Genomic DNA, 26372 nt, shown 5'->3' on the forward strand with positions numbered 1-26372 from the left:
TTGGGGAGACGGCGGGTCACTCCCCCAGATCCACCCGCTCCACGCCGACGCAGCGCCGCCGGTCGGTGTCAATGGAGAATACCACACTCTCCAGCTTGCAGGGACCGGGGGCGGGCTCAAACCGCTGGGGCAGGCCGCCCAGGAAGCGGTTGATGGCCTGCTCCGGCTTAATCCCCAGCACGGAGCGCACCGGCCCGGTCATGCCCAGGTCGGTGATAAAGCCCAGCCCCTTTTCCAGCACCTGGGCGTCCGCCGTTGGCACATGGGTGTGGGTGCCCCAGAGCGCCTGAGCCCGCCCGTCTAGGTAGTAGGCCATGGCCCCCTTCTCGCTGGTGGCCTCGGCGTGGAAATCCACCAGCACCACATCCGCGTCCATGTCCCGCAGGATCCGGCTGGCCACGGTAAAGGGATTGTCAAAATTGCTGTCCATCTCACACCGGCCGATGAGGTTGATGACGCCGATGCGCAGGCCGTTGGGGCCGTCGTACACCCCCCAGCCGCGGCCGGGCACCCGGCTGGTGTAATTGGCCGGGCGTAGGATATCCCGGTTGTCCTCCAGGAAATCCGCGATCTGGATGCGGTTCCAGGTGTGGTTGCCCAGGGTGATCACGTCGGCGCCGGCGTCGAAAATCGCCCTGGCCTGCCGGGGCAGGATCCCCACGCCCGAGGCGTTCTCCCCGTTGACCACGGCAAAATGGATGTCCTTGAGCTTTTTTAATGCCCGCAGGTGGCGGTCCAGATACTCCACCCCGGCGTCGCCCACTACGTCGCCCACGGCCAGCACGTTCAAAATCATGGCAGTTCCCTCTCTTTCACGGGTTTTATTATATGCGATTTTCTTCAAAAGGGCAATCGTAACCTTCTGTCACTCTTTGCCTCCGCATCTTTACCGCTCTGCAACCCCTTGTTTCCGGCCCTTCTGGTATACTATGGCTGAAAAGAGGTCTTTTTCATGCGCAGAACAGGCCTGCTAGGCGTGCTGTGCGCCCTGGCGCTGGCATTCTCTCTCTCCGCCTGTACCCGGGAGGCCCCACCCCCGGTGCAGACCACCCCGCTCCCGGAGGACGCCCCCCGCGTCCTCACCCAGGAGGAGCTTGACCGGATCAACGAGGCCTTCTCCCCCCAGGTGGAGCGGGACGGGGAGGACTGGCACATCCGCTCGCACCGGGACACCGCCGATGACTTTCTGCTGGAGCTGCTGGCCGAGCTGGAAGGGGAGGACATCGGTTCCGTGAGCTGGTACGGTTCCAGTGCACCCCCAGAGGCGGACGAGCTGGCCGCCCTCATCCGGGCCGCAGCGTCCCACCCGATGGACCACCCCGACCTCACCCTCAATGGCTCGGACACCGATGTGGTGTGGTCCCTGGATTGCTACCTGGCTCCCAAGGGGCAGGATGTCTATTCCGATGTGGACGCGCTCTATCTCTGGGCCGGTCTGGAGGAAAATGTGGTAGAGGTCTTTGGCGGAGCCAATCTGCCCAACGGCAGGGTTCATCTGGAGGACGAGACCCTCTACCAGCTTCTCCGCACCAGCTGCGACAGCGATACCGTCATCAACGAAACCTATTATGAGAAGTACCGGGACATGGTGGACGGCTACTACGACAGCCGGCTGGAGCATTTGAAGGAGACGGGCTATGTCTCCTGGGAGCTGACGGAGTTCCTCGGTGTGCTGGGCACCACCAAGGAGTCGGGCAAGGGGGCCGTGGCCTTCCGCATGAACGCCGCTTTCCGCACCGACCCGCCGGAGCTGGCCCCCAACCGGATCGCCGGGGGCGCCTATGTGGACAGCCAGCTGCGCGTCCACGCCCTGGACTGGCAGAACGTCTATCTGGTAACTCTGGATGACGAGCCGGTGGGCATCGCCTTCGGGGACGATATCATCGACTACATCACAGACCACTGGGGCGAGGAGGTGGACCCTGCCGAGCTCCGGGCGGCGGTGGAGGCCGCCGGGCGCGGGGGATAAATTTGTAAACATTTCTTGAACCCCCTTGAAAATTCCCATACGAAGTATCATAATAGCGTTAGCACTCAAAACTTTTGAGTGCTAACGCTATTGTTTTTACAAATGATTTTTATATAGGAGGCCCATACCATGGCAAAAAAGCAGTTTAAAACCGAATCCAAGCGCATCCTGGACCTGATGATCAACTCCATCTACACCCATAAGGAGATTTTCCTGCGGGAGATCATCTCCAACGCCAGCGACGCCATCGACAAGCTGGCCTATAAGGCCCTGACCGACGGGGACGGCAGCTTCGACCGCTCCAAGCTGGCCATCACCCTGATCCCCGACGAGGCCGGGCGCACTCTCACCGTGCGGGACAACGGCGTGGGCATGACCAAGGAGGAGCTGGAGACCAACCTGGGCACCATCGCCAAGAGCGGCTCCCTCCAGTTCAAGAAAGACATGGCCCAGGCCGAGGGCGTGGGCGAAAACGACCTGGACATCATCGGCCAGTTCGGCGTTGGCTTCTACTCCGCCTTCATGGTGGCCGACAGGCTGACCGTCACCTCCAGGGCCTACGGCAGCGACGAGGCCTGGCGCTGGGAATCCTCCGGTGCGGACGGGTACACCATCACCCCCTGTGAGAAGGCGGAGGTGGGCACGGAAATCGTCATGTCCATCAAGCCCGACGCCGACGAGGAGGACTACAGCCAGTACCTGCGCACCGCCACCCTGGAGCGGCTGGTGAAGAAGTATTCCGACTATATCCACTATCCCATCCGCATGGAGGTGGAGCGCACCCACATGAAGGAGCGCCCGGCCGACGCGGGGGAGGACTACAAGCCCGAGTACGAGACCGTGAAGGAGTGGGCCACCCTCAACTCCATGGTGCCCCTCTGGCAGCGGCCCAAGAGCGAGGTCAAGAGCGAGGAATACAACGACTTCTACAAGGAGAAGTACGGCGACTGGGAGGACCCGCTGAGCGTCATCCACATCTCCGCCGAGGGTGCGGTGGAGTACAAGGCCCTGCTCTATCTCCCCGCCCACGCCCCCTTTGACTTCCACACCCGGGACTACCAGAAGGGCCTGCAGCTCTACTCCTCCGGCGTGATGATCATGGACAAGTGCGCCGATCTGCTGCCAGAGCATTTCCGCTTTGTTAAGGGCGTGGTGGATTCCTCTGACTTTTCCCTGAACATCAGCCGCGAGGTGCTGCAGCACACCCGGCAGCTGAAGGTCATCGCCGCCAACCTGGAGAAGAAGATCAAGGCCGAGCTGCTGCGCATCCAGAAGGAGGACCGGCCCAAGTACGAGCAGTTCTGGAAGGCCTTCGGCCTGCAGCTGAAGGTGGGCGTGGTGTCCGACTACGGCGCCCACAAGGACCTGCTGAAGGACCTGCTGCTCTTCTGGTCCACCAAGGAGGACAAGCTGACCACCCTGGCCGAGTACACCGGACGCATGCCCCAGGCGCAGAAGTATATCTACTACGCCTGCGGAGAGGACGCGGCCAAGCTGTCCAAGCTGCCCCAGGCGGAGCGCATTCTGGACCAGGGCTATGAGATCCTCTGCCTCACCGAGGAGCCCGACGAGTTCGTCATCAACGCCTTGGGCGAGGCAGACGGCAAGTCCTTTAAATCCATCAATGACGAGGACGCCCTCCCCGAGACCGACGAGGCCAAAGCGGCCCTGGAAAAGAAGACCGAGGAAAACAAGGACGTGCTGGACTTTGTCCAGGAGACCCTGGGGGACAAGATCCACGCGGCCCGGCTGTCCAAGCTGCTCAAGAGCGGGGCGGTGTGCATGACCACCGACGGCCCCATCTCCCTGGAGATGGAGAAGTACTTCCAGCGCATGGAGCCGGAGGCTGCCGGCCAGATGAAGGCCCAGCGGGTGCTGGAGCTCAACCCCGACTCCGGGGCCTTCGCCGCCCTGCGGGACGCCATGGAGAACGACAAGGAGCTGGCCAAAAAGTACGCCGAGCTGCTGTACAGCCAGGCCCTGCTCATTGCCGGCCTGCCTCTGGAGGACCCCGCCGCCTACACCGAGCTGGTGTGCTCCCTGATGAAATAAAAAAACAAACAAGACCGCGCCCGGAGTGCTTTCCGGGCGCGGCTTTTTGTCTTACAGAAAGACCTGGTTTTGTTTGGGGTGGGCGAAGCTCTGCTCCAGCATGGCCACATGGGAGAGGAAGGCCGGGTCTTCAAAATACTTGGCCTGGCGGGTGCACCGCCGGATGCAGGCCTGGCACTTGATGCAGGTGCCGGGCACGCTGGACACGTCGTCCCGGTCGATGGCCCCCATGGGGCACACCCGGGCGCACACGCCGCAGTTGCAGCAGCGGTCCGGCCGGGTCCTGGGCTTGGCCTTGAGGAATTTGGCGGGCTGGCCGTCCGTCCCCTTGGGGACGTAATAGGGGGCCGCCGCGTCCCCGGGCACAGTCACAGGGCCGGGGAGCTCCGTCAGCCCCTTCACCTTCTCCGCCGTCCGCTTGGCAAAGTCCGCCATCTCCCGCCGATCCCCCCAGTCGGGCCGGCCATCGGCCAGTTTGTCCGTAAAGGCGTGCCGGCCCACAAACGCGCCGGCGGCCACAGTGCAGAAGCCCCCAGCCTCCAGCACGGCGCACAGCTCCGCCAGGGAGTTGTCAAAGCTGCGGTTGCCGAAGGTGACCACCCCCACCGCCAGGGCACCGTTCCCCCGCAGCTTGGTCTGAAATTCAGGCAGAATTTTGTTGGGCAGCTTGCCCGCGTAGGTGGGACTGCCCACCACCGCCAGCTCCCCCGGGGCGAAATCCAGGGTCCGCGCCCGCTTGCCCGGCGGCGTGATGTCCTCCAGCCGGCAGGGGCAGCCCATCGCCTCCGCCAGGGCCTGGGCGATGTTCTCCACGGTCCTGCGGGTGTTCCCGGTGGCGCTCCAATACACGCCGCAAACCTGTGTGATCTCCATGGTCCGCTCCTTTCCCGCCGGAGGGCCCGGCGAAGCCGTTCGTTGCCGTACCGATCAGCCGCTTTGCGGCCATCCTTCCGACAATATGATACCATGGCCCTTATCAGAACGCAACGCCCGCCGGGAACTTCACTTCCTCCGCCGCCGCAGGGACACCGCCAGCCCCGCCGCCAGGCAGGCCAGACCCGCCCCGCCCAGGGCCAGGGTGACGATGGTATTCACGTTTTCATTGAGCACCCACGGATCGGCCCAGTTGGAAAAATCGAACCGGAAGCCCAGGCCGTGGACCCGCCCCGGCACGGCGGGGCCCGCCAGCCGGTCCAGGAGGGCGTTGACCGTAAGCATCAGCGCCACCCCCAGCCCCAGGCAGAGGGCCGCCCGCAGCCAGCCGCTGAGCCGGGCATAGCGGATCAGCAGGGCCATGCCCCACGCGAAGGCCGCGCCGTAGAGCACGCCGGGCAGCACGGGCAGCGGGAACCAGCCCGCCCCGCTCCAGCGGGCCGCCAGCCACAGCAACAGGACCAGCAGCCCGGTCTCGATCCCCAGGCAAAAAACCGCCTTGTGCCGGCACAGGGGCTCGGGCAGCACCCGTAATGCAAAGGGCAGGAACACCGCCCCCAGGCCGAAGGCCACGCTCACCCCGACCAAGAGGAACCAGTCTCCCCCCCCCCCCCGGAGTACAGGCAGCTCACCAGCAAAAGCAGCTCCAGGGCGGTGGTGAAGCCCCCCATGGTCCACAGGACCTTGTGCCGGGGGACCAGCACGGGGAGCAGGGTGAGGGAGGCCCCCAGCAGCTCCCCGGCCAGCACCACCCAGAACCAGGACAGGGTGTGGTCCACCGCCAGGTTGCAGATCAGGCAGATGGCCGCCGTCCCCCCATATAAAATATACTGCATCAGGCGCACGTTGCGCAGCAGCTGCAGGTATTTTTTCGCCAGGGTCTCGGCGTTGCGGGTCTCCACATCCTTGCTGGCGGTGAGCAGCTCGTGCTCACTGACCTGCAGAATGGCACAGATGTCCCGAATCAGGGTGATGTCCGGGTAGGACAGCCCTCGTTCCCACTTGGACACCGCCGACTCGGTGACATAGAGCTTGTCGGCAAATTCCCGCTGGGTGAGTCCCAGCTCCTTTCTCCGACGGCAGATGTACGCGCCGAACGTCTTTTTGCTTTCCATGTTGATCCTTCCTTGTTCGCGGATTGCCTTGCAGGGCCGTCTCCACCATACGGCGGGCCGGGCAAAATAGCAAGCCTTTGGGGGCATTTTGCCCCTCGACTGTTAGGAAAGTCCCCGTTTTTCAGGGCTTTCCGGACAGTCGGGGGGGCAGGGGCTTGCCAACCGTCCGCCGGGTCGGTATGGTAATGGAGTCTTGCAGGGCACGCTTCAAAAAAGGATGTCTGCCCGATGAAATATCTGTGCGTAGTGCTCACCAATACCCCGGCTGTTTCTCCCGGCTGCTCGCCTCCTCCGGGGCCCTTCCTCTGGGAAAGGACTCCAGCCTCTGCCTGCCCAACCACCTCCCGGCCGAATTGGAACAGGCCGTCCTGCCGGCCCCGGTCCGGTGTGACCAGCTTATTCCTCCTCGGGCAGGGGCAGCCTCCTGTGCTCCCGGGGCCCCCACTCGGGCAGGGGCAGGTGCTGCATGGCCCCCAGCACCCGGCTTTTCAGGCCGGGGTACTGCTGGTCCAGCGACCGGATCAGCTCCTTGATCTCCTGCCGCTTGGTGTTGCCATCCGCCGGACAGGGGTTGAACACCACGGGCAAGCGATTGCGCTGGGCGGCATTGCGGATCATCCCCTCCCCGCAGTAGAGCAGGGGGCGGATCTGGGTGATCCCCGTGCGGTCCAGATAGGTCACAGGCTGAAAACAGCTCAGCCGCCCCTCATAAAAGAGGGAGAGGAAAAAGGTCTCCACGGCGTCGTCAAAGTGGTGGCCCAGGGCGATTTTTGTAATGCCCCGCTCCGCCAGGGCATTGTGAAGTGCCCCCCGGCGCATTTTCGCGCACATGGAGCAGGGGTTCTTCTCCCTGCGCAGGTCGAAGATAATATGGTGGATCTCCGAGCTGAGCAGGGTATAGGGCACCCCCAATTCCCGGCAGTAGTCCGCCACGCCCCGGAAATCCATCCCCTCTCCCCCATCCACATGGCCCATGTCCAGGGTGATCGCCTCCACGGTAAAACGCTTGGGATAGAAGGCGCTCAGCCTGGCCATGGCGGTCAGCAGCACCAGGGAATCCTTGCCGCCGGACACCCCCACGGCGATGCAGTCCCCCTCCTGAATCATGTCGTAATCCTCCACGCAGCGGCGGGCGTAGCTCAATATCTTATTCATAGGCACCTCAAAAAATGAAAATTAAAACCGAGTATTCAGGAGATTTTCAGAGAAAACAAGAGAAAACAAAAGCTTTCCTTTTTCTAAATTAAAAAACTCAAAAAACGTGTTGACACCCGAATCTGGCCGTATTATAATACAAAACGCTCCAATCGTCCAGATTGGGGCACCTGTTGTGTTTTAACATTTTTTCAAGATAGAAAGCGAAATTGGAGGTTTCACCATGTCCACTTTTATGGCCAACAAGGGGAACATCGTCCGCAAGTGGTATATCCTCGATGCGGCGGGCAAGCCCCTGGGCAAGACCGCTGCCGCCGCCGCCGTGCTGCTGCGGGGCAAGCATAAGCCCGAGTTCACTCCCCACGCCGACTGCGGCGACAGTGTCGTGATCGTCAACGCCGAGAAGGCCATTCTGACCGGCAAGAAGCTGGAGCAGAAGTACTACCGCCGTCATTCCGGCTGGGTGGGCGGCCTCAAGGAGACCAAGTACCGCCTGCTGATGCAGCAGAAGCCCGAGCTGGCCATGCAGCTGGCCGTGCGCGGCATGCTGCCCAAGAACGACCTTTCCCGGACCGCTCTGACCCGCCTGCACATCTACCGCGGCGCTGAGCATCCCCACACCGCCCAGAAGCCCGAAGCCTGGGCGGCCAACTAAGCAGGAGGTACGAAACTGATGTATAAGAGCAAGAAGCCTTATCTGTACGGCACCGGCCGCCGCAAGTCCTCCGTGGCCCGGGTGCATCTCTTCCCCAACGGCACCGGCTCCATCACCATCAACGGCCGTGATATTGACGACTACTTCGGTCTGGAGACCCTGAAGCTGCTGGTTCGTCAGCCTCTGGAGACCACTGGCCTCACCGGCAAGGTGGACATTGTGGCCACCGTCACCGGCGGCGGCGTGACCGGCCAGGCCGGCGCCATCCGCCACGGCCTCTCCCGCGCCCTGCTGGAGGTCAACCCCGAGTTCCGCGCCCCCCTGAAGGCCGCCGGCTTCCTGACCCGCGACCCCCGTATGAAGGAGCGCAAGAAGTACGGTCTGAAAGCGGCAAGACGTGCGCCCCAGTTCTCCAAGCGTTAAAAAGTTGCTTTTTCCCCGGAAAACTTCGGTTTTCCGGGGTTTTTCTTTTCTAAAAGTTGATAGCATGGATTCCGGTATGTCTATTTGTGCCTGGAACTCCGTTGCTATATATAGTGGTTTAGATGAATTTTAGACACAATATTTGGGGCCATTTTGAGGTTACGGACCCGTTTGAGGTTACAAATGAGGTTACAGAGATTTTCGATTTTCAGAACTTTTCGAGGCAATTTGCGCACTTCTGCTCCAGTTACGAAAAGGCTTCAAAATGTTATGAAAAAATTGAAATGTGGAATTCCGGCTTTTGAGAGATAGAATTGATTATCAAACCGTTTCATGTTGTGTTGTGATATCTTTTCCACAAGGTCAAGTGATAAAATCTCGTGTGTTTGAACCGAAGCATTGGCCGTTATGTGTGAAAAAGCAAACGCACTTCCGTGCAGGCTGTCCGCCTGTTGGAAGTGCGTTTGCTCGATGAAAAACTTGTTCTGCTTTCAGCAGCTCATATTTCAAAAGATCAAGGGAGGCCCTGCCAGCATCTGCTCCCAGGCCATAGACCACTTGCAGCTTAACGGGGTCTTTCTCCACCCGCCCGATTTGGAGCGATTCTGCGAGAAGGACAACGAGTAGCTTTTTACTTGCCTTTCCATTTCGATGATGTCCCCCACTTGCCGGTTGTAGACCTCCCATAGCCGGTTGAAGGAGCGCAGCCAAGGGATGGGACTCTACTTTCGATATTCCAGAGGCAGGGTAAGCATAAGACGATATGGCGCTCTACCATTGCTCGAAGACAAGATACAGCAAATGTAAAGGAGATTGGCTCTGGAACATTTCACTCTCGGCCCGTTGTCCTTGTGCCAGTCAGGTAATTTATAGTCCGGTACAAACCGCGAATTTGAGGCTTTGTTGTGCTATGGGGGGTGAACTTTACCCTCTGTTTTCTACTGTTATAATGAGGGGCAATTTTCTGCAAAGAAGGATGTGAACACCATGGAATTATACTCCCGAAGTGAGGCTGCCGCTATGCTTGGCATTACAGTTCGAAAGCTGGATGAACTGCGCGCCAGAAGATTGATAGGATACTATCAACGATGCCCGGGCGGGAAAGTACAGTTTTCTATTGCTCACTTGGAAAAGTATCTGCAACGCATCGAGAAGTCACCAAGACCAGTCACCAAGTCAAGATGAAGAACTAAGGATACAAGTGTTGTTGGAACGGCTGGATAGTCACGTCGATTAAGTGCTGAATTCCAGAATGCAAAACGGCACCTGCTCGATACTTAATTACTGAGCCGTCGCCTCTTCGTAGTTCAAAAGAGTTCCCACCAGTAGTCAAATACCTTACGATACTGGTTCCCTTTCTTTGGTAGACAGCGATATTTCCGGACTTTTCGATTCCCTTTCCGCTTCAGATACTGCTGCCGGTTGCTGGACTTCATATACTGAATGTGCAGTCCCGAGTGGAGCAAGGTCGTTATTCTCTCATAGTCCCCTATTATATAACCCATATTCGGCGCGTAACCGCTGTGCTGAATGAGAAACAGAAGGCGATCTGAATGCCTGATACTCTGTGAACGTCGGTATTGGCGGCCGGTACGACGCCCGCAGCCATTCTCCGCTTTAGTCGATTCCAGAATCTCGGCGATCCGATTGTTTAACTCTTGCTCTGTCATAGGCCTTTCTACTCTGAACGATCCGGGTGACAGGATTGACTCCGTTCCAAGATCCTCGCTGTTTTGCGTGATATTCCCGTTTGGCCTTCTTACTGCGCTTGTCCAATGGTATCAACTGTTTCACGGGAATTCGCCTCCTCTTTTCTCTGCTGTTGACATTCGCCCCAAAGCGCACGGCATACATCCAAATAGTCTATATAGCCCAGCAACATCATCTTTTTCGGCAACTCTTCCAGCGCTACCTGGAACCTCGCCCGATCCCGTTTCCGCACATGGCAGAAGATCACACGGTACGGAGAGTCACCCCGTACATATTCCTCGCGGAAGTGCACCCGCACCTGATGCTTGATGAAAAGCTGATCAGCCAGATAAGCATTCGTGTCCAGGAATGCGAAATAGTTATAGAACAGAGATAGCCTGTCAATGTGCTGGTAGAAAAGTGTATCTCCCAATAGTGCTCTCCTTTATGACAATCTCATTACAAATGCAGAGGATCGCTTGCTATTCCAGAGTATATCGGTTATATTTTAATATTCCGCTGCGGCGGAAATCATCCTACTGAATGGAGGCGATCCATATGTCCGTGATTCGGTTTCCTGTGATCGATCCTGTGGCTACCGGAGCAAATATCTGCCGACTTCGAAAAGACCGTGGCCTGACGGTCCGAGATCTCCAGCAGTATTTCGGATTCGAGGAGCCACAGGCCATCTACAAATGGCAGCGGGGGCAGAGCCTGCCCAGTGTAGATAACCTCTACGCGCTGAGTGCCTTGCTCCAGGTCCCGATGAATGAGATCATCATCTCCACTTCTCATATTGTTCCGTTTGAGCAGCAGGCTTCCGCCTGCTGCTCAGGTCATTTTATACTGGGATTATTTCCGGCACAGTGGGCGTGGCAGAATTTCAAAACCGCTTAGACCCTTGTCCGCTTGCTCTCCACGGGCTTGCCCCGGCCAAACTGGACCGCTGCCTACCCAAGGTTGAGCCAGCGACTTGAAATATAGATTATCATGCCATTTTATCTGGCAACAGGTGGGCGTAAGGTTGAATTCTGCGTTTGACAACGAATGTGTTGTAGAATGGCGGCTTTACGGCGAACGTAGAAGGAGGCGCCTGACGATCCAATCATCATGAGTTATGAGCTCATTTTGCATTCATCAGATGCAGTCCTTTGTATCGCGGGGGTTGCGCAGCCTCATAATTCATCTGCGCCTGAACCGATCATCACTGCCTATCCACTCTGCCACGCCCACCACACCGGAAGGTGTGGCGTAGAGGTCAAGCAACCGTAGCCTTCTCAATGTAATCGCTGAGGATCACCTCAAAGCTATCGTTCATGTCAAAGGGCGGTTCATATGCGACCTCGGTATTGACCAGGCACTTGTCAAGGGACATGGAGATCTCATCTGCCTTTTTGCTCAGAGCCGTTGCCATTCCCCGGATCTTATTCCGATCGAAGTCAATAGTGGTGACCTGCGTGGCATCGCAGCGGTAGGAGACCTGATTGCCCTCACCGTTAAACCGGAAGCCAGAGCCCCCACCGGCGATTGTCTTTTCACTGTTACGGAGCGTGGTCATATGACGGAAGACTTCAGCCAACTCCTGGCGTTGCCGATTCAGGCCCACCTCGCTGTCCATATCCAGATCCAGTCCGCCCTTGGCGGTATGGATGGCTCGACACAGTTTCTCCCGTTCTTCCAGGATGGACATGAGGAAGGCAGCCACTTCGTTTGCATGGCCAGCGTACTCACTGGGAGCGACTTCCTCCACCACCGCGTCTTGGGCATCACCCATGACCTTGCTCCTCAGGTGCGTGGTCTTGACCTTGACGATGTTCCGCCGATCTTGAAGGATCTCAGTGGCTTCGACCATCAGATCTTTGAGTTTATTCTGGAAGCGAAAAGCGTCTTTCATATTCATAGTTCATACCTCCTTTGATCTCGTCAAAATAAATCCAGTCTAAAGTTTCGCTGGAAACGGTCCTTTGATGTGTTCATCATACCGCTTACTCACCTCGCTGTCATTGAACTGCTGGTTTAATTAGAGTCAACGAGTTTTTCTTGCCATATGATGACCCTCCAGGATCAGCGACAACTCCTTAAGCCTTCTGGTAGCCAAATCGATGGATTCAAATAAGTTTTTTATGAGGGCTACATCGAAGCATAAGAGGAAACTGCCATGTTATCTTCTGCGATTGAAAAAGGGAAATCCCAAGTATTGAGCCACTGTGCTGTTGTCATGACGACTCACACTATGTTATGATATTCTTATCAAACTATGGGAGGTGCCTTATGCCGCTTCAAATCGTCCGAAACGACATCACGAAAATGCGGGTGGATGCCATTGTAAACGCCGCCAACGAGACTCTGTTGGGCGGTAGCGGCGTAGACGGCGCCATCCACCAGGCCGCCGGGCCGGAGCTGATGGCAGAGTGCCGCACGCTTCACGGCTGTAAGACGGGGCAAGCCAAGATCACCAAGGGATACCGTCTACCCGCCAAATTCGTGATCCATACCGTGGGCCCTGTCTGGGAGGGTGGCAGCTACGGAGAACGAGATCTGCTTGCCTCCGCCTATCGTTCATCTCTGGAACTGGCCTTGGAACACAGATGCGAGACTGTGGCATTCCCCCTGATATCCTCCGGGGTGTTTGGCTATCCTAAGGATCAGGCCCTGAAAGTAGCGGTGGACACGATTGGGGATTTTCTGCTCCAACACGACATGACGGTATACCTGGTGATCTTTGACAAGGCTGCGTATACCATCGGCGGTAAACTCTTTTCAGATATTGCCGCCTATATTGATGACCGCTATGTAGAAGAACACACGGACAGCGATGTGGAGCAACGGCGTCGGCGGTTCCGGATTCTGGCGTCTGCTCCTATGCCAGAGGCCGAGTCGGCGCCGGCGGCCACCCCCAGCAGTCTGAATGAAGCTTTGGAAATGGTGGATGAGAGCTTCTCCCAGATGCTCCTGCGGAAAATCGACGAGGCAGGACTCACTGATGCGGAGTGCTACAAACGCGCGAATGTAGACCGGCGTTTATTCTCCAAAATCCGCTCAGACATCCACTACAAGCCATCCAAGCCTACCGCCATGGCCTTTTGCTGTCGCTTTAGAGTTGCCCTTGGAGGAGGCCCGGGAGATGCTCCAGAAGGCGGGATTTGCCTTCTCCCATGCCAGTAAATTTGACATCATTGTGGAGTACTTCATCGCCCATCGGAACTACAACATCTTTGAAATCAATGAGGCCCTGTTCGCCTTCGACCAGAGCCTGCTGGGAGGTTGACCTGAATGCCCAGGATGGATGTGACGGAAATGCTCTTCGCCAAGCTGTATCCTCTTCTGGTGGCCAAGGCTGTGAAAAAGGGCCGCACACGGGAAGAAGTGGATCAGGTCACTGGCTGGCTCACCGGTTATACCAGCGAAGACATCGCCCAGCTGGAGCTGTCCGACATCACCTACGGTGATTTCTTCCGAAATGCCCCAACTATGAATCCTGACCGTGCCCTGATCACCGGCAAAGTGTGCGGTGTTCGGGTGGAGGAGATCCAGGACCCGTTGATGCGGGAGATTCGATACCTCGACAAGTTGGTGGACGAACTGGCCAAAGGGAAGACCATGGAGCAGATCCTGCGGATGTAATTGTCGCCTGCAAGGCGACCAAAAGGTAAGAGAAGCCCTCTATACTGTATTCACAAGCCAGCCAAGTACAGTTTAGGGGGTTTTATCATGAAAAAAGATCTGACGGAACTGGTATTCATCCTGGACCGTAGCGGTTCCATGCAGGGACTGGAGGAAGACACCATCGGCGGCTTCAATTCCATGCTGGAAAAGCAGAAGCGGGAGTCGGGCGAGGCATTTGTCTCCACGATCCTCTTTGATGACCGGGCGGTAGTACTCCATGACCGTATACCGATTCAGGAAGTTGCGCCCATAACTGGACGGGATTATTGGGTCCGGGGCTGCACGGCACTGCTGGACGCGCTCGGCGGGGCCATCCAGCACATCAGGAACATCCACAAGTACGCGCGGAGCGAAGACATACCTGAGCACACGCTGTTCGTCATCACCACAGACGGCATGGAGAATGCCAGCCGCCGCTATTCTGTGTACCAAGTACGGGAGATGATCTGCCATCAGCAGAAGAAATATGGGTGGGAGTTCCTCTTTCTTGGGGCCAACATTGACGCGGTGGAGATAGCCGGCCGTCTGGGAATTGCTCCTGAACGAGCCGTGAACTACCATAGCGACAGCCAGGGCACTCGCCTCAACTACGAGGCGGTGAGCCGTGCCGCTTCCTCCGTGCGTGCCAGCGCCCCGCTGGGAGCAGATTGGAAGGCGGAAATCGAGAAGGATTACCGGAATCGTGGTAAGTGAGCAATCAGTCAAGACGGGCCTGCGTTACTTTTGTGACGCAGGCTTTTTTTGTAAATCTATAGGTAGTCCGTCTTTTTGTACTCCATTTAATGGATAATACACTTGCTTTAACGGTCCCTATAAATTACAATGAGTGGGTAGAGAGTTGATTGATCACTGTTGAGAAATTGCATTGAGGAGGATAGCTATGGTACCTTACCGAATCGAAGGAATAGACGCACCGATTTACGCCAAACGGTATGTTATACAGGGCCCTCACTTTGCTGAGAGTTCTGTTGAGATCATTGCTGAATGTTCAAAGAATGAAAAAGCGACAGGAAATAATGATTGCTATTTTTTAGAGCTATTTCTCTAAGTGTTGAGGATTACGGCACACGTGAACCTATTGTCGGACTCTATTTCGGATCTCAGAACATGAATCAAGAGGAAATCGATACTGAAGTTAGAGCCTATATTTTGAGCCAGCTTGATGATACATTCCATCTTTTAGTCAGGAAATACCTTATGAAAGAGCAACTCATAGAAGACTGGCTGAATGAGCAAGGAGACGAGATGGGGTAATTGTAAAGGCCTTTACTAAACCCTTCTTTTCCCGTTCTTTCAATCTAACAGTTTGTTCATTCCATCAACTATGGCAGATTTCCAAGCTTCATATGCCGCCGGCTTCAATCCGACATAGTCATTCGCCATCTTCAGCAGAGCCTGCCTTTGTTGGTCTATGTTGATAAGTGTGTCGAAGCTGTAGTTCTCATCTTCAGTTATGATTTCTATTTCAGGAGTCATGCTAAAAACGAATTTGATGAGATAGCAGAATTCCTGAGTGTTTGCCGCCAGATATGCCTGAGTCTGCGTCGCTATGCAGTCGATCTTGCCTAAGGTGCAGTCTCGTAAAAGGCGGAGCATCTCCGGCCGATGAGCTATTTCCTTTCTCCCAGTAATGTCAATATATAAGTCAACCAACTTCAAATTGGGATCATCGGCAAATTTCTCTCGGTATGACAGAAAGAGAGAGATTAAGATGTTTTTAGACAATCTATCCTCCTCCGTCCTCAGATTATGCGATGCTCGCAAGCTCAGCTATGAAGCCGCCTCGGAACGATGTGCCCTCAGTTCCAGATATTTTGGCGATATTGCCAGAGGCAAAACCGCCCCAACGATCCTGACCTTGGAAAAACTCTGTGTCGGGTTTGACCTGACGCCCAATGACCTGCTGCTCCCCTCGACCATTTGGAGGGAGATGTCCTTCCGCAAGCCCATGCCGGTGATGCAGATCCGCTGCTTTCACTTCCTTCATGACCTTACTGGTTTCCGTGTCTGCCCTCAGTGCGGACGGACTATGGAACGGGAATACCAGCCTTACTGCGACCACTGCGGGCAATGCCTGGATTGGAATGCCTTCTCCAAAGCAACTATTATCCTGCCTCAGCAATAACTCCATCGGTTACATATTTTCCCATCCGGCCAGCGCTCTCTACCCGCTGGCCGCTTTTGCTATGTCTTTTTCCCCTCCTCAATTTTTCTTCATCTCCCTATTGACTTTTTATTTGCAGACTCAATTTAATAAATTTCAAGAAGTGTGTAAGTTTAAATTCTGTCGCTTTTCACAAAATCGAATATACCGTTTTGCCTTTTTGTCCAAATTATAATCGCGTAGCAACTTTTCTATTGCTATTTCGCACAGATATATGTATAATTGAGTATGTCAAGATTGGAAACGTTTCCAGAAACGTTTCCAACAGAGCATCCAAGAACAGACAATTATTTAGGAGGTCAAGGTAATGAAGAAGTTTCTTGCATTAGGACTCGCCGCCGCACTGTCGCTGTCTCTGTTGGCTGGTTGCGGCACACCCTCTGATCCGTCCGGCAGTTCTGATCCCGGGGGCAGTGACCCGGGAACCGCGGCCAATGGCTCCGTTTACTACCTGAACTTCAAACCTGAGCAGGATGCTCAGTGGCAGGAGCTGGCCCAGATCTACACCGAGGAGACCGGCGTGCCCGTCAAGGTGGTCACCGCCGCCTCCGGCACCTATGAGACCATGCTAACCAGCGAGATGGCCAAGGACGACGCCCCCACCATGTTCCAGGTCAACGGCCCTGTGGGCCTAAACAGCTGGAAGGACTACTGCTATGACCTGTCCGGCTCTGATCTCTACGGAGAACTGACCAGCACAGACTACGCCCTGATGAACGGGGGTGAGGTGGCCGGCATCGCCTACGTCATCGAGTCCTACGGCATCATTGTCAACCAGACTCTGCTGGAGCAGGCCGGCTACACCGTGGAGGACATCCAGTCCTTTGATGACCTGAAGACCGTGGCCGAGGACATCACCGCCCGCAGGGACGAACTGGGCTTCTCCGCCTTTACCTCCGCCGGTATGGACAGCTCCTCCGACTGGCGTTTCAAGACCCACCTGGCCAACCTGCCCATCTACTTCGAGTACCAGGACAAGGGCATCAATGCCACCGACGCCATCGAGGGCACCTACCTGGACAACTACCGCAACATCTGGGATCTATACATCAACAACGCGACCTGCGACCCCGCTGAGCTTACCGCCAAGACCGCCAATGATGCTCTGAATGATTTTGTCTCCGGTCAGGCTGTGTTCTATCAGAATGGCTCCTGGGAGTACACTAACGTGGTGGGCGAGGGCAAGCTTAGCGAGGATGAGGTGACTATGATCCCCATCTACTTTGGCGTGGGCGACGAGGCCAACCAGGGCCTGTGCACCGGCTCTGAGAACTACTGGTGTGTCAACAAGAACGCCCCTGAGGAGAACATCCAGGCCACGCTGGACTTCATGTACTGGTGCGTCACGGACGAGACCGCTCTGCAGGCTATCACCGGCGGTACCGGCGCCATGCCCTCCGGCGAGGACGGTATGGCTTTCGCCATCCCCTTCAAAGCCGCTCCCGAGTCCAGCAACCCCTTCGTAGCTCTGGACGCCCAGATGACCGCCGACGGCAAGACCCCCATCAGCTGGAACTTCACCACCATGCCCTCTGAGGAGTGGAAGAATATGGTCGGTTCCGCTCTGGCTGTCTACGCCGCTGACCAGACCGACACCAACTGGGACGCCGTGGTCTCTGCCTTCGTGGACGGCTGGGCAAGCGAGTACGCCCTGGCCAACGGCTAATAGAAAATTCCTGTCAGAACGTGTCGAATGGCCTTCCGGGGCCGCCGGAATGGACTCCGGCGGCCCCGGTTTTTTAAAAAAGAGCCCCGTCACAATTATTTTAAGGGCGATCATTCAACGCTATTACACCAAAGGGGGGATTGGTTTTGGATAAAGCCATCCGCAAATATTGGCCGATATTTGTGCTGCCTACACTTGTCGCCTTTATCATTGGTTTCATCATTCCGTTTATCCAGGGAGCTTACCTGGCATTCTGTCAGTTCACCACGGTGAAAGATGCCACCTTCATTGGCATTTCCAATTTTACCCGCGCAATCAGCGACACCACCTTTACCCATGCGTTCTGGTATAACTGCGCTTTTGTGGTAGTAAGCACTGTGGCCATTAACGTAGGGGGCCTTGCAGTAGCCCTGATCCTCACGCGCGCGATCCGGGGGACCAACGTCTTTCGCACCGTATTCTTCATGCCAAACCTGATTGGCGGCATCGTGCTGGGCTACATCTGGCAGATCCTGCTGAACTGTGTACTCAGCCTGCTGGAGAGGCCCCTGCTACAGTTAGACGCTACGGCAGGCTTTTGGGGCCTGGTGATCCTCATGTGCTGGCAGCAGATTGGCTATATGATGATCATTTACGTGGCGGGGCTCCAAAGCGTGCCTGACACCTTGATCGAGGCCGCGGAGATCGACGGTGCCTCTCGCTGGCAGACCTTCTGGAAAGTAAAGCTCCCCATGCTCATGCCTTCCATCACCATCTGCCTGTTCCTGACGATTACCAACAGTTTCAAACTTTTTGATCAGAACATGGCCCTCACCGGCGGCCAGCCTGCCCACCAAAGCGAACTGCTGGCATACAACATCTATTATACCTTCTATGGCCGGTCTGGACCCCAGTGGCGTGGGATCGGTCAGGCCAAGGCGGTCATCTTCTGCGTGATCGTAGTGGCCATCGCCCTGATCCAGTTGCGGATGACCCGAAAGAGGGAGGTACAGCAGTAATGAATCAGAGAATGAAACTGTCCAACCGAATTTGGAGCATCGTGATGACCATTGTCTGCGTCATCTATATGTATCCCATCTTCATGGTGCTTACAAACTCCTTGAAGGTGGAGAGCGCTATCAGTACAGGTACCGCCTTTGAATTGCCCAATGCGGAGACCTTCGCTGGCCTCGCAAATTATGAGAACGCGATCAATGCCCAGGGGTTCCTGTCCAGTTTCTTCTATACCACATTTATTACAGTTTCTTCCGTGTTAGCCATTTTGCTGTTCTGCTCCATGTTCGCATGGTACATCACAAGGGTAAACAACCTGTTCACCAGAATCCTTTATTTGTTGTGTGCATTCTCCATGGTGGTACCGTTCCAGATGGTCATGTTTACTCTGTCAAATATGGCGGACACATTGCATTTGGACACGCCGTGGGTACTGTGGGTCATCTATCTGGGTTTTGGCGCAGGCCTGGCGGTGTTTATGTTCTGTGGGTTTATGCGAAGCGTGCCGATCGACATGGAGGAGGCTTCCATGATAGATGGTTGCAACCCCATCCAGACTTACTTCTATATTGTGTTTCCCCTATTGCGCCCCACCATGATCTCCGTGGCGATCCTGGAGGCCATGTGGATCTGGAACGACTACCTGCTTCCCACCCTGATTCTGGATATTCAGGACTACCGTACCATCTCCATGCTGATCCAGTTCTTTAAGGGCAGCTATGGCCGCGTGGAAATGGGGCCTATGATGGCCTGCATCATGCTCGCCATCCTTCCTATTATCGTGATCTATCTCTTCGCGCAGAAGTATATCATCAAAGGAGTGGTAGCGGGCGCGGTGAAAGGATAATACTTTCCAAAAGGTTCGTGATTCAACATGACGATCAGAGATATTGCCCGGCTCTCCGGATATAGTCTGGGCACTGTGTCCAGGGTACTCAACAACCATCCGGACGTAAGTGAAAAAGCAAAAGAGAAAGTGCTTGCGGTCGTAGAGGAATACGGGTTTCAACCAAACGCCAATGCAAAGCATCTGAAAATGCAGACGCTGTCTGCAATCGCTGTTCTGGTCAAAGGAACACAAAACCTGCTGTTCGCTGATATTTTGGAACAGGTACAATCCCTGCTGCAGAGCAGCGGCGAGGATGTCTATGCGGCCTACCTGGACGAGGACGCGGATGAAGTGCAGTATGCCCTGCAGCTTACTCAGCTTCGCCACCCCAAGGGATTCCTTTTTCTCGGCGGCGATTTGGAATACTTCAAAGAGGAATTCTCCGGCATCACCGTGCCCGCTGTCCTGCTGACGAACAACGCCCGGAACCTTGGATTCAAAAACCTGTCAAGTTTCACAACGCATGACGTAAACGCTGCTGAGCAGGTGATCGACTACCTGTACCAACGCGGCCATCGACGCATTTACGTACTCGGCGGCAACCGCTCCAGTACACAGATCAGCGCCAAGCGGCTGTTAGGGGTGCAGCAGGCTATGGAGCGCCACGGGCTTCCATGTGATTTGGAACAGATACACGAGCCGTGCCGGTACTCGATGGAAGATGGATATCAGGGCGCAAGACGGCTGCTGGAGCGCGCCCCTGATCTTACGGCGCTCTATGCGTTAGGTGATGTAATTGCACTGGGGGCGGTTCGGGCGATTCGGGATCTTGGGCTACGGGTCCCAGAAGATATTTCCGTCGTCGGGTACGACGGCACCGCGTTCAGCCGCTATTCTGTCCCAAGACTGACCACCATCCGGCAGGACACAGCGCAGCTCGCCCAGCGGGGGGTACAGGCGCTTTTGGACAGTATTCAAAGGTCTGCCCCGCCGGTTCACGACTTTATCCCCCATGAACTGCTGGAGCAGGAAAGCGTCTGTCCCCCGGGGCAGTAGTTTCCCATGTAGAAAGGATATATGCCTATGCGACAGGCTGGAATTTTAATGGCGATCACCTCCCTGCCATCCCCGTGGGGAGTGGGCACACTGGGGGGAGAGGCTCGAAAGTTCCTGGATTTCTTAGTTCAGGCGGGACAGTCTTATTGGCAGGTGCTCCCAATCGGCCCTACCAGTTTCGGCGACTCCCCCTATCAGTCTTTCTCCACATTTGCCGGCAACCCGTATCTCATAGATCTGGACGACCTTTGTGCCGATGGGCTGCTCAAGCCTGAAGAATATCAACAGAAAGACTGGGGAGATGACCCTCTTCGGGTAGACTATGGTCTCTTGTATCAAAACCGCTTCTCTGTTTTGGAGAAAGCCGTTCAGCGGCTGCGGGGTGGTCGGCCTGATGAACTGACACTCTTCTGCGAGAGAGAAGCAGAGTGGCTGGAGAACTATGCGTTGTTTATGGCTCTGAAGGGACGCTTTAACGGGGCCCCCTGGAGTCGCTGGCCCGATCCCCTGCGGCGGCGGGAGCCGTCTGCGCTGGCCGAAGCAGCTCGGGAGCTGGATGAGGCGGTCTGGTTTTGGAAAGGCGTCCAATATCTGTTCTTTTCGCAATGGAGCCGCTTGAAACAGCAGGCAAAGGAGCAGGGTATCTCCATCATAGGAGACCTCCCTATCTATGTTGCGGAGGATAGTGCTGATGTATGGGCTCACCCGGAACAGTTCCAAATGGATGGCAACCTGCACTGTGCTGCCGTGGCCGGCTGTCCGCCAGATGGTTTTTCAGCCGATGGCCAGCGGTGGGGGAATCCCCTGTTCGACTGGAACAGGATGAAAGCAGATGGCTATCAATGGTGGATACGCCGCATTTCTTTTCAGTTTCAGCTATACGATGTGGTCCGCATCGACCATTTCCGGGGATTTGAGTCCTACTATGCGATCCCAGCTGATGCGGAAACCGCGCAGACTGGATGCTGGATGCCCGGTCCGGGACTGGATTTTTTCTACGCGCTGGAAGGCGCGATCGGAAAGCAGCCGATCATCGCGGAAGATCTCGGATTCCTCACCCCTTCAGTCTACAAGCTGTTGGATGACACTGGCTTCCCGGGCATGAAAGTGCTTGAATTCGCCTTTGACAGTCGGGACGGCAGCGGCAGAGTGTACCAGCCGCACAACTATCCGCAAAACTGTGTTGCATATGTGGGCACACACGACAACGATACCGCCTTGGGCTGGCTGGCCGAAGCTGATCCGGCGGATACAGCCTTTGCCCGTGAGTATCTCCACTTGGATAAGGCGGAAGGAGAAAACTGGGGGATGATGCGTGCGATTTGGGCCAGCACAGCAAATTGCGCTATCGTGCAGATGCAGGACCTGCTGGGGCTTGGGAGCGATGGACGGATGAACATCCCTTCCACCATAGGAAACAACTGGAGGTGGCGCGCACGGGCCGGGTTTGACAGTCCCGAACTGGCCCTGCGGCTCCGGCGGCAGATGGAACTCTATGAACGGCTGCCTCAGGGCGGGAAGGGAGAAACGGGATGAGCATTCAGACAAATTTGGAGACACTTTTGACGCACCGCGGCATCCGTTTGGACACCTGTTCCGATCAGGAACTGATGTATGCCCTGACCGCTGCGGTGCGGGAACTGCAAAAGCCCATGCCCCATGCTCCGGGAGAACGCAAACTGTATTACTTCTCTGCGGAATTTTTGGTGGGGCGTCTGCTCCGTGCCAATTTGATCAACCTTGGGCTGTTGGAAGAAGTGGAAACGTTACTGGCCGCCCACGGCCGTTCCCTGGCTCAGATTGAAGATCAGGAGCCGGAGCCCTCTTTGGGAAACGGTGGCCTGGGCCGGCTGGCCGCCTGTTTCCTGGATTCCATCGCCTCCCTGGGCCTCAATGGGGACGGCGTGGGCCTCAACTATCACTACGGTCTTTTCCACCAGCGGCTGACCACCGGACGTCAGACGGAGGAACCAGATCCATGGATTGCCCCGGAGTCCTGGCTGCTGGATACAGGCTTCTCCTACCAAGTGGACTTTGGCGGGTTCTCCTTGATGGCCAAACAGTACGACCTGGAGATCCCCGGCTATGAGAACGGTATGTGCAACCGGCTGCATCTTTTTGACGTGGAGCATCCGGCAGGAGCACCAACAGATGGCATCCGATTCGATAAAACCGATATTGCCGGCCATCTAACTTCCTTCTTATATCCTGATGACAGCGATGAGGCCGGCCGTCTGCTGCGGCTCTATCAGCAGTATTTTATGGTCTCAGCCGGTGCTCAGCTGATCCTGCGGGAGTTGGAGGAGCGTGGGCATTCTCTGCTGGAACTGGACAAATATGCCGTGGTCCACATCAACGACACCCATCCTTCCATGGTGATCCCTGAACTGCTCCGCCTGCTGACTGGACGGGGCGTGGAGCTGGAGCATGCCATGGATCTGGTGGAGCGCACCTGTGCCTACACCAACCATACCATTCTGGCAGAAGCCCTGGAAAAGTGGCCCGCCGCCTACTTGGAACAGGTCGCTCCGCAGCTGATCCCCTTCATTCGCGCGCTGGATCAGCGGGCGCGGCAGCGCTGTGACGATCCGGATACGGTTATCTGGGATGAACAGGATGTGATCCATATGGCCCGCATGGACATCCACAGCAGCGCGAAGGTCAACGGCGTGGCGGAACTGCACACAGATATCCTGAAAAACACTGAACTCCACCCCTTCTATGTTCTGTATCCGGAGAAATTCAATAACAAGACCAACGGCATCACCTTCCGCCGGTGGCTGATGGGCTGCAACCCCTCTTTGGCCGGCCTGATCACGCAGGCTATTGGTCCTGACTGGAAACAGGATGCCAAGCATCTGGAAGGATTGCTGGACTATAAGGATGACAGCGCTTTCCTGGAGAAACTACTCGCTGTCAAAGAGGAAAACAAGTCCGCGCTTGCCCTATGGCTGGCCGGGCAGGGAACCGCCATTGATCCCCACAGCATATTGGATATACAAATCAAGCGGCTGCACCAGTATAAGCGGCAGCAGATGAACGCACTGTATACTATTTGGAAGTATCTTCAAATCAAGGAGGGACACATCCCGCCCCGACCGGTGACCATGGTATTTGGCGCTAAGGCGGCCCCGGCCTACACCCTGGCCAAGGACACCATCCATCTGCTCCTGTGCCTGAGCAAGCTGATCGAACAGGACCCACAGGTTTCCCCCTGGCTGAAGCTGGTGATGGTGGAGAACTACAACGTCTCTGCTGCCGAGCGGCTGGTCCCGGCATGCGACATCTCAGAGCAGATCTCTCTTGCCTCCAAGGAGGCCAGTGGCACCGGCAATATGAAACTGATGGCAAACGGCGCCGTCACCCTGGGTACCCTTGACGGGGCCAATGTGGAGATCTCCCGGCTGGTGGGAAAGGGAAACATTTACTTGTTCGGCCGATCCGCCGACGAGGTCATCTCCCTCTACCAAAAGGATGCCTATCGCAGCAGTGATTACTGGCAGAAGCCGGAGTTGGAGCGACTGATGGATTTCATTCTCAGCCCGGAATTGCTTGCCATCGGTGATGCAGATAGCCTAAGCCGGCTCTATAAGGATTTTATCGCCAAGGACTATTTTATGGCGTTGTTGGATCTGGAGGACTACATTGCGGTGAAGGAGCGGTGCCTGGCCGATTATGAAGATCGGACTGCCTGGAGCCGCCGAATGCTATTCAACGTTGCCCGCTCCGGCTTCTTCTCCTCTGACCGCACTATCGCGGAATATGACCGGGACATCTGGCATTTGAAATGAGTGCCATATCAGAAAGGTGTGATCATCATGTCTGAAGTCAGCTTACAGCATATTGAAAAAGTGTATCCGCACAGCGGCAAAAAGAAAAGCAATCTCAAGGTGACGGATGAAGGCGTCCTGGCCGTACAGGACTTCAACCTGAATATCCGCGACCGGGAATTTATCGTGCTGGTCGGTCCCTCCGGCTGCGGAAAATCCACTACCCTGCGGATGGTAGCCGGTCTGGAGGAGATCACTCGGGGTGAACTCTATATCGATGGGAAGTTGGTCAACGATGTGGAGCCCAAGGATCGAGATATCGCCATGGTGTTCCAGAGCTACGCACTCTATCCCCACATGACGGTGCGGGGCAATATGGAGTTCCCCTTGAAACTCCGCAAGATGCCGAAAGAAGAAATTGAACGCAGGGTGAACCAGGCGGCGGAGATCCTGGGAATCACAGAATATCTGGACCGCAAGCCCAAGGCGCTATCCGGCGGACAGCGGCAGCGTGTGGCCATTGGCCGTGCAATTGTCCGGGAGCCAAAGATACTGTTAATGGACGAGCCACTCAGTAATCTGGATGCTAAACTGCGCAATCAGATGCGCGCAGAGATCATTAAGCTCCGCCAGCGCATCAACACGACATTTCTCTATGTAACACACGATCAAACAGAGGCAATGACGCTCGGGGATCGTATTGTCATTATGAAAGACGGCGTGATCCAGCAGATCGGGACGCCGCAGGAGGTCTTCGACCACCCATCTAATTTGTTTGTCGCAGGCTTCATTGGAGTACCCCAAATGAATTTCTACGACGCGGAACTGGCCCTTGATCGCGATGGCCGCTATGTTGTTCACATGGAGAATGTGCAAATCATTCCTTCAGAAGAAAAACAGGAGCGGCTTCGCAGTGCTGGAGCCACATCTCAGTCCATTACGTTGGGTGTACGCCCAGAGCACATCGCTTTGTTGGGGGACGGCGACAACATGTTCCATGGCGTAGTAGAAGTAACAGAAATGATGGGGAGCGTCGTCCATCTTCATGTCAATGCTTGTGGGCGGGACAGCATAATTGTTGCCCAGACCGCTAACCTGGAGGGACCGACACCTGTAACCGTCAAAGTCGGGAATACAATCTCTTTTATTTTTGGCGGTAATGTGATCCACCTCTTTTCCAAGGAAACGGGTCGAAACTTGGAATATTCTGAGCACGCATAAAATTTGCACGCGGCATCTGCTTTGCTCTGGATTGAGCTGCAGATGCCGCATTTCTACAATTATACAGCTATTGGTTTTTCACATTGAAAATGCTCTTCGACTGTCGTCTCTACGACAGGTCGGCGATGATCTTCTCCATAGCTTCGTAGCTGGGCATGGCCACAACCTGGTTGATCTCCGCGGCCAGATGGGGTGCCTGAAAGTGTTCCGCATCTGACTGGGTGCCGGACGCCTCGATGCGGAAGCCGTGGTTTTCCCATGCCAGGCGCTGGATACGCCATTGCGCATGGCATTACGGAAACACTGGTTCTTTACTGTGCCCAGGGTTTTGCCATAAGCCGTATAGTCGTATAACAAAACGGGTGGGGAGAACATTGCCAGTTCTCCCCACCCACTCTATAAAATCAAATCATTCTTACCCCATACACGGCATTAAGCCCCATAGGTTCACATTGTGTACCTATGGGGCTTAACACTAGGGATTGTGGGGTGCCTGTTTTAGTCTTTATTTTCAACCAGAGCCTGTATGTAATCCGCTACGATTTCAGACAGAAGTTCTGACCGATTGATCCGGCCTGCCAGGGACCTTGCTCCGTTATGATTCGTGATGTAGGTCGGATCGCCCGTTAGCAGGAAACCGACGATTTGATTGATAGGGGCATAACCCCGCTCTTGGAGCGCCGAGTATATTAGCCGTAGCCTTTCCGCATCCGTCATTTCCATATATGCCCCCTGGTTACTGTACCCGATAGCCACGCTCCACCGTGGAAAGTACATAATCCAACATGCTCTCATGTGATGGGAATGTCTTTGGCTCCAGGCCCTCGACTTCATGAAAAGAGATGATCCGGTCAATCGAATCCTGCCAACAAACACAATTCGTATCTATCCTCATTCTTGGCACCTCAAAGGTATCTTCCGTTCCACAAACCAGCGGCCGATGATATTGCCAGTTAAATTGGCTGTCCTCTCAAAATAAAGGAAGCGCCGCTGTCCACGCATCATGACAGTATAGC

General features: G+C 55.7%; 26 protein-coding genes and 1 pseudogene. 17 read left to right on the top strand and 10 right to left on the bottom strand.

From position 1 onward, the window contains the following. Positions 1-16: 16 nt before the first annotated feature. On the bottom strand, positions 17-796 hold the full coding sequence (locus H9Q75_RS07325) for a TIGR00282 family metallophosphoesterase (RefSeq protein ID WP_186565661.1): 780 nt from the start codon (positions 794-796) through the stop codon (positions 17-19). Positions 797-952: 156 nt separating this feature from the next. On the opposite strand from H9Q75_RS07325, the gene H9Q75_RS07330 reads away from it, so the two are divergent. Both H9Q75_RS07330 and htpG read left to right on the top strand, forming a co-directional pair. Beyond that, the gene (locus H9Q75_RS07330; protein ID WP_186565663.1) at positions 953-1969 is read left to right on the top strand and encodes a hypothetical protein; all 1017 of its coding nucleotides are present in this window, start codon (positions 953-955) and stop codon (positions 1967-1969) included. 129 nt (positions 1970-2098) lie between these two features. Further along, positions 2099-4021 carry a molecular chaperone HtpG gene (htpG, locus tag H9Q75_RS07335; RefSeq protein WP_186565665.1) on the top strand — a complete coding sequence of 641 codons (1923 nt, stop codon included), beginning with the start codon at positions 2099-2101 and terminating at the stop codon, positions 4019-4021. 51 nt (positions 4022-4072) lie between these two features. On the opposite strand, the gene H9Q75_RS07340 is transcribed toward htpG, so the two are convergent. The 4 genes from H9Q75_RS07340 to H9Q75_RS07355 form a co-directional block, all read right to left on the bottom strand. Beyond that, positions 4073-4894 (bottom strand): 4Fe-4S binding protein, encoded by an 822-nt coding sequence (locus H9Q75_RS07340; RefSeq protein ID WP_186565667.1) that lies wholly within the window; start codon positions 4892-4894, stop codon positions 4073-4075. Positions 4895-5023: 129 nt separating this feature from the next. After that, the gene (locus H9Q75_RS07345) at positions 5024-5542 is read right to left on the bottom strand and encodes a hypothetical protein (RefSeq protein WP_186565669.1); all 519 of its coding nucleotides are present in this window, start codon (positions 5540-5542) and stop codon (positions 5024-5026) included. After that, positions 5530-6069 carry a helix-turn-helix domain-containing protein gene (locus H9Q75_RS07350; protein ID WP_186565671.1) on the bottom strand — a complete coding sequence of 180 codons (540 nt, stop codon included), beginning with the start codon at positions 6067-6069 and terminating at the stop codon, positions 5530-5532. Before H9Q75_RS07350 ends, H9Q75_RS07345 begins: the two co-directional genes overlap by 13 nt. Before the next feature lie 396 nt (positions 6070-6465). After that, positions 6466-7224: a tRNA lysidine(34) synthetase gene (locus tag H9Q75_RS07355; protein ID WP_186565673.1), complete on the bottom strand. Its 759-nt coding sequence runs from the start codon at positions 7222-7224 to the stop codon at positions 6466-6468. Positions 7225-7447: 223 nt separating this feature from the next. On the opposite strand from H9Q75_RS07355, the gene rplM reads away from it, so the two are divergent. From rplM to H9Q75_RS12965, 3 genes are all read left to right on the top strand, one after another. Beyond that, on the top strand, positions 7448-7879 hold the full coding sequence (rplM, locus tag H9Q75_RS07360) for a 50S ribosomal protein L13 (RefSeq protein ID WP_186565675.1): 432 nt from the start codon (positions 7448-7450) through the stop codon (positions 7877-7879). An 18-nt stretch (positions 7880-7897) separates the two neighbouring features. Continuing rightward, a complete protein-coding gene (rpsI, locus tag H9Q75_RS07365; RefSeq protein ID WP_186565677.1) occupies positions 7898-8302 on the top strand; it encodes a 30S ribosomal protein S9 in 405 nt (134 codons plus the stop codon). 987 nt (positions 8303-9289) lie between these two features. Continuing rightward, positions 9290-9487 (top strand): helix-turn-helix domain-containing protein, encoded by a 198-nt coding sequence (locus tag H9Q75_RS12965; RefSeq protein ID WP_423788637.1) that lies wholly within the window; start codon positions 9290-9292, stop codon positions 9485-9487. 574 nt (positions 9488-10061) lie between these two features. Here the strand turns inward: H9Q75_RS12965 and H9Q75_RS07370 are convergent. Next, entirely contained in the window at positions 10062-10424 is a 363-nt protein-coding gene (locus H9Q75_RS07370; RefSeq protein WP_186565679.1) for a hypothetical protein, read from the bottom strand. A gap of 125 nt (positions 10425-10549) precedes the next feature. Here H9Q75_RS07370 and H9Q75_RS07375 point away from each other — a divergent pair, with 125 nt between their 5' ends. Continuing rightward, on the top strand, positions 10550-10888 hold the full coding sequence (locus H9Q75_RS07375) for a helix-turn-helix domain-containing protein (protein ID WP_335342166.1): 339 nt from the start codon (positions 10550-10552) through the stop codon (positions 10886-10888). Between the two features lie 361 nt (positions 10889-11249). Here the strand turns inward: H9Q75_RS07375 and H9Q75_RS07380 are convergent, their stop codons facing one another. Further along, positions 11250-11891, bottom strand: a complete 642-nt coding sequence (locus H9Q75_RS07380) for a hypothetical protein (RefSeq protein WP_186565681.1) — start codon at positions 11889-11891, stop codon at positions 11250-11252. 371 nt (positions 11892-12262) lie between these two features. Between H9Q75_RS07380 and H9Q75_RS07385 the strand changes: the two are divergent. From H9Q75_RS07385 to H9Q75_RS07400, 4 genes and pseudogenes are all read left to right on the top strand, one after another. Then, a pseudogene (locus H9Q75_RS07385) lies at positions 12263-13259 on the top strand (O-acetyl-ADP-ribose deacetylase). Positions 13260-13264: 5 nt separating this feature from the next. Further along, positions 13265-13615 carry a DUF2200 domain-containing protein gene (locus tag H9Q75_RS07390; RefSeq protein WP_186565683.1) on the top strand — a complete coding sequence of 117 codons (351 nt, stop codon included), beginning with the start codon at positions 13265-13267 and terminating at the stop codon, positions 13613-13615. Between the two features lie 87 nt (positions 13616-13702). Then, positions 13703-14350, top strand: a complete 648-nt coding sequence (locus H9Q75_RS07395) for a vWA domain-containing protein (protein WP_186565685.1) — start codon at positions 13703-13705, stop codon at positions 14348-14350. Positions 14351-14764: 414 nt separating this feature from the next. Next, on the top strand, positions 14765-14911 hold the full coding sequence (locus tag H9Q75_RS07400; protein ID WP_186565687.1) for a hypothetical protein: 147 nt from the start codon (positions 14765-14767) through the stop codon (positions 14909-14911). A 39-nt stretch (positions 14912-14950) separates the two neighbouring features. On the opposite strand, the gene H9Q75_RS07405 is transcribed toward H9Q75_RS07400, so the two are convergent. Continuing rightward, a complete protein-coding gene (locus H9Q75_RS07405) occupies positions 14951-15382 on the bottom strand; it encodes a serine integrase family protein (RefSeq protein ID WP_186565689.1) in 432 nt (143 codons plus the stop codon). A 22-nt stretch (positions 15383-15404) separates the two neighbouring features. Further along, positions 15405-15788, bottom strand: a complete 384-nt coding sequence (locus tag H9Q75_RS12575; protein ID WP_207720803.1) for a hypothetical protein — start codon at positions 15786-15788, stop codon at positions 15405-15407. 340 nt (positions 15789-16128) lie between these two features. Here H9Q75_RS12575 and H9Q75_RS07415 point away from each other — a divergent pair, with 340 nt between their 5' ends. The 7 genes from H9Q75_RS07415 (at position 16129) to H9Q75_RS07445 (ending at position 25356) form a co-directional block, all read left to right on the top strand. Continuing rightward, positions 16129-17487: an ABC transporter substrate-binding protein gene (locus H9Q75_RS07415; protein WP_186565693.1), complete on the top strand. Its 1359-nt coding sequence runs from the start codon at positions 16129-16131 to the stop codon at positions 17485-17487. Positions 17488-17633: 146 nt separating this feature from the next. Continuing rightward, a complete protein-coding gene (locus H9Q75_RS07420; protein WP_186565695.1) occupies positions 17634-18485 on the top strand; it encodes a carbohydrate ABC transporter permease in 852 nt (283 codons plus the stop codon). Then, positions 18485-19327: a carbohydrate ABC transporter permease gene (locus tag H9Q75_RS07425; RefSeq protein WP_186565697.1), complete on the top strand. Its 843-nt coding sequence runs from the start codon at positions 18485-18487 to the stop codon at positions 19325-19327. The genes H9Q75_RS07420 and H9Q75_RS07425 overlap by 1 nt, the downstream gene beginning before the upstream one ends. 27 nt (positions 19328-19354) lie before the next feature. Beyond that, positions 19355-20365: a LacI family DNA-binding transcriptional regulator gene (locus H9Q75_RS07430; RefSeq protein ID WP_186565699.1), complete on the top strand. Its 1011-nt coding sequence runs from the start codon at positions 19355-19357 to the stop codon at positions 20363-20365. Positions 20366-20392: 27 nt separating this feature from the next. Next, entirely contained in the window at positions 20393-21901 is a 1509-nt protein-coding gene (malQ, locus tag H9Q75_RS07435) for a 4-alpha-glucanotransferase (RefSeq protein ID WP_186565701.1), read from the top strand. Further along, positions 21898-24156, top strand: coding sequence for a glycogen/starch/alpha-glucan phosphorylase (locus H9Q75_RS07440; RefSeq protein WP_186565703.1), 2259 nt, complete (start codon positions 21898-21900; stop codon positions 24154-24156). The genes malQ and H9Q75_RS07440 overlap by 4 nt, the downstream gene beginning before the upstream one ends. Positions 24157-24183: 27 nt before the next feature. Continuing rightward, positions 24184-25356 (top strand): ABC transporter ATP-binding protein, encoded by a 1173-nt coding sequence (locus H9Q75_RS07445; RefSeq protein WP_186565705.1) that lies wholly within the window; start codon positions 24184-24186, stop codon positions 25354-25356. 498 nt (positions 25357-25854) lie between these two features. Here the strand turns inward: H9Q75_RS07445 and H9Q75_RS07450 are convergent, their stop codons facing one another. Then, positions 25855-26133 carry an IreB family regulatory phosphoprotein gene (locus H9Q75_RS07450; protein WP_480175507.1) on the bottom strand — a complete coding sequence of 93 codons (279 nt, stop codon included), beginning with the start codon at positions 26131-26133 and terminating at the stop codon, positions 25855-25857. Positions 26134-26372 lie beyond the last annotated feature (239 nt).

The sequence above is a fragment of the Lawsonibacter celer genome, assembly GCF_014281125.1.
In the GTDB taxonomy this organism is placed as follows: Bacteria; Bacillota; Clostridia; order Oscillospirales; family Oscillospiraceae; genus Lawsonibacter_B; species Lawsonibacter_B celer.

Excerpts from the sequence above, each read along its gene's own strand:
- H9Q75_RS12575 (WP_207720803.1), bottom strand. The coding sequence starts at position 15,788 with ATGGAGTTATTGCTGAGGCAGGATAATAGTTGCTTTGGAGAAGGCATT.
- H9Q75_RS07350 (WP_186565671.1), bottom strand. The coding sequence starts at position 6,069 with ATGGAAAGCAAAAAGACGTTCGGCGCGTACATCTGCCGTCGGAGAAAG.
- H9Q75_RS07355 (WP_186565673.1), bottom strand. The coding sequence starts at position 7,224 with ATGAATAAGATATTGAGCTACGCCCGCCGCTGCGTGGAGGATTACGAC.
- H9Q75_RS07400 (WP_186565687.1), top strand. The coding sequence starts at position 14,765 with ATGAATCAAGAGGAAATCGATACTGAAGTTAGAGCCTATATTTTGAGC.
- H9Q75_RS07430 (WP_186565699.1), top strand. The coding sequence starts at position 19,355 with ATGACGATCAGAGATATTGCCCGGCTCTCCGGATATAGTCTGGGCACT.
- rpsI (WP_186565677.1), top strand. The coding sequence starts at position 7,898 with ATGTATAAGAGCAAGAAGCCTTATCTGTACGGCACCGGCCGCCGCAAG.
- H9Q75_RS07325 (WP_186565661.1), bottom strand. The coding sequence starts at position 796 with ATGATTTTGAACGTGCTGGCCGTGGGCGACGTAGTGGGCGACGCCGGG.
- H9Q75_RS07450 (WP_480175507.1), bottom strand. The coding sequence starts at position 26,133 with ATGTACTTTCCACGGTGGAGCGTGGCTATCGGGTACAGTAACCAGGGG.
- htpG (WP_186565665.1), top strand. The coding sequence starts at position 2,099 with ATGGCAAAAAAGCAGTTTAAAACCGAATCCAAGCGCATCCTGGACCTG.
- H9Q75_RS07395 (WP_186565685.1), top strand. The coding sequence starts at position 13,703 with ATGAAAAAAGATCTGACGGAACTGGTATTCATCCTGGACCGTAGCGGT.
- H9Q75_RS07415 (WP_186565693.1), top strand. The coding sequence starts at position 16,129 with ATGAAGAAGTTTCTTGCATTAGGACTCGCCGCCGCACTGTCGCTGTCT.
- H9Q75_RS07330 (WP_186565663.1), top strand. The coding sequence starts at position 953 with ATGCGCAGAACAGGCCTGCTAGGCGTGCTGTGCGCCCTGGCGCTGGCA.
- H9Q75_RS07340 (WP_186565667.1), bottom strand. The coding sequence starts at position 4,894 with ATGGAGATCACACAGGTTTGCGGCGTGTATTGGAGCGCCACCGGGAAC.
- H9Q75_RS07445 (WP_186565705.1), top strand. The coding sequence starts at position 24,184 with ATGTCTGAAGTCAGCTTACAGCATATTGAAAAAGTGTATCCGCACAGC.
- malQ (WP_186565701.1), top strand. The coding sequence starts at position 20,393 with ATGCGACAGGCTGGAATTTTAATGGCGATCACCTCCCTGCCATCCCCG.
- H9Q75_RS07380 (WP_186565681.1), bottom strand. The coding sequence starts at position 11,891 with ATGAATATGAAAGACGCTTTTCGCTTCCAGAATAAACTCAAAGATCTG.
- H9Q75_RS07375 (WP_335342166.1), top strand. The coding sequence starts at position 10,550 with ATGTCCGTGATTCGGTTTCCTGTGATCGATCCTGTGGCTACCGGAGCA.
- H9Q75_RS07390 (WP_186565683.1), top strand. The coding sequence starts at position 13,265 with ATGCCCAGGATGGATGTGACGGAAATGCTCTTCGCCAAGCTGTATCCT.
- rplM (WP_186565675.1), top strand. The coding sequence starts at position 7,448 with ATGTCCACTTTTATGGCCAACAAGGGGAACATCGTCCGCAAGTGGTAT.
- H9Q75_RS07425 (WP_186565697.1), top strand. The coding sequence starts at position 18,485 with ATGAATCAGAGAATGAAACTGTCCAACCGAATTTGGAGCATCGTGATG.
- H9Q75_RS07440 (WP_186565703.1), top strand. The coding sequence starts at position 21,898 with ATGAGCATTCAGACAAATTTGGAGACACTTTTGACGCACCGCGGCATC.
- H9Q75_RS12965 (WP_423788637.1), top strand. The coding sequence starts at position 9,290 with ATGGAATTATACTCCCGAAGTGAGGCTGCCGCTATGCTTGGCATTACA.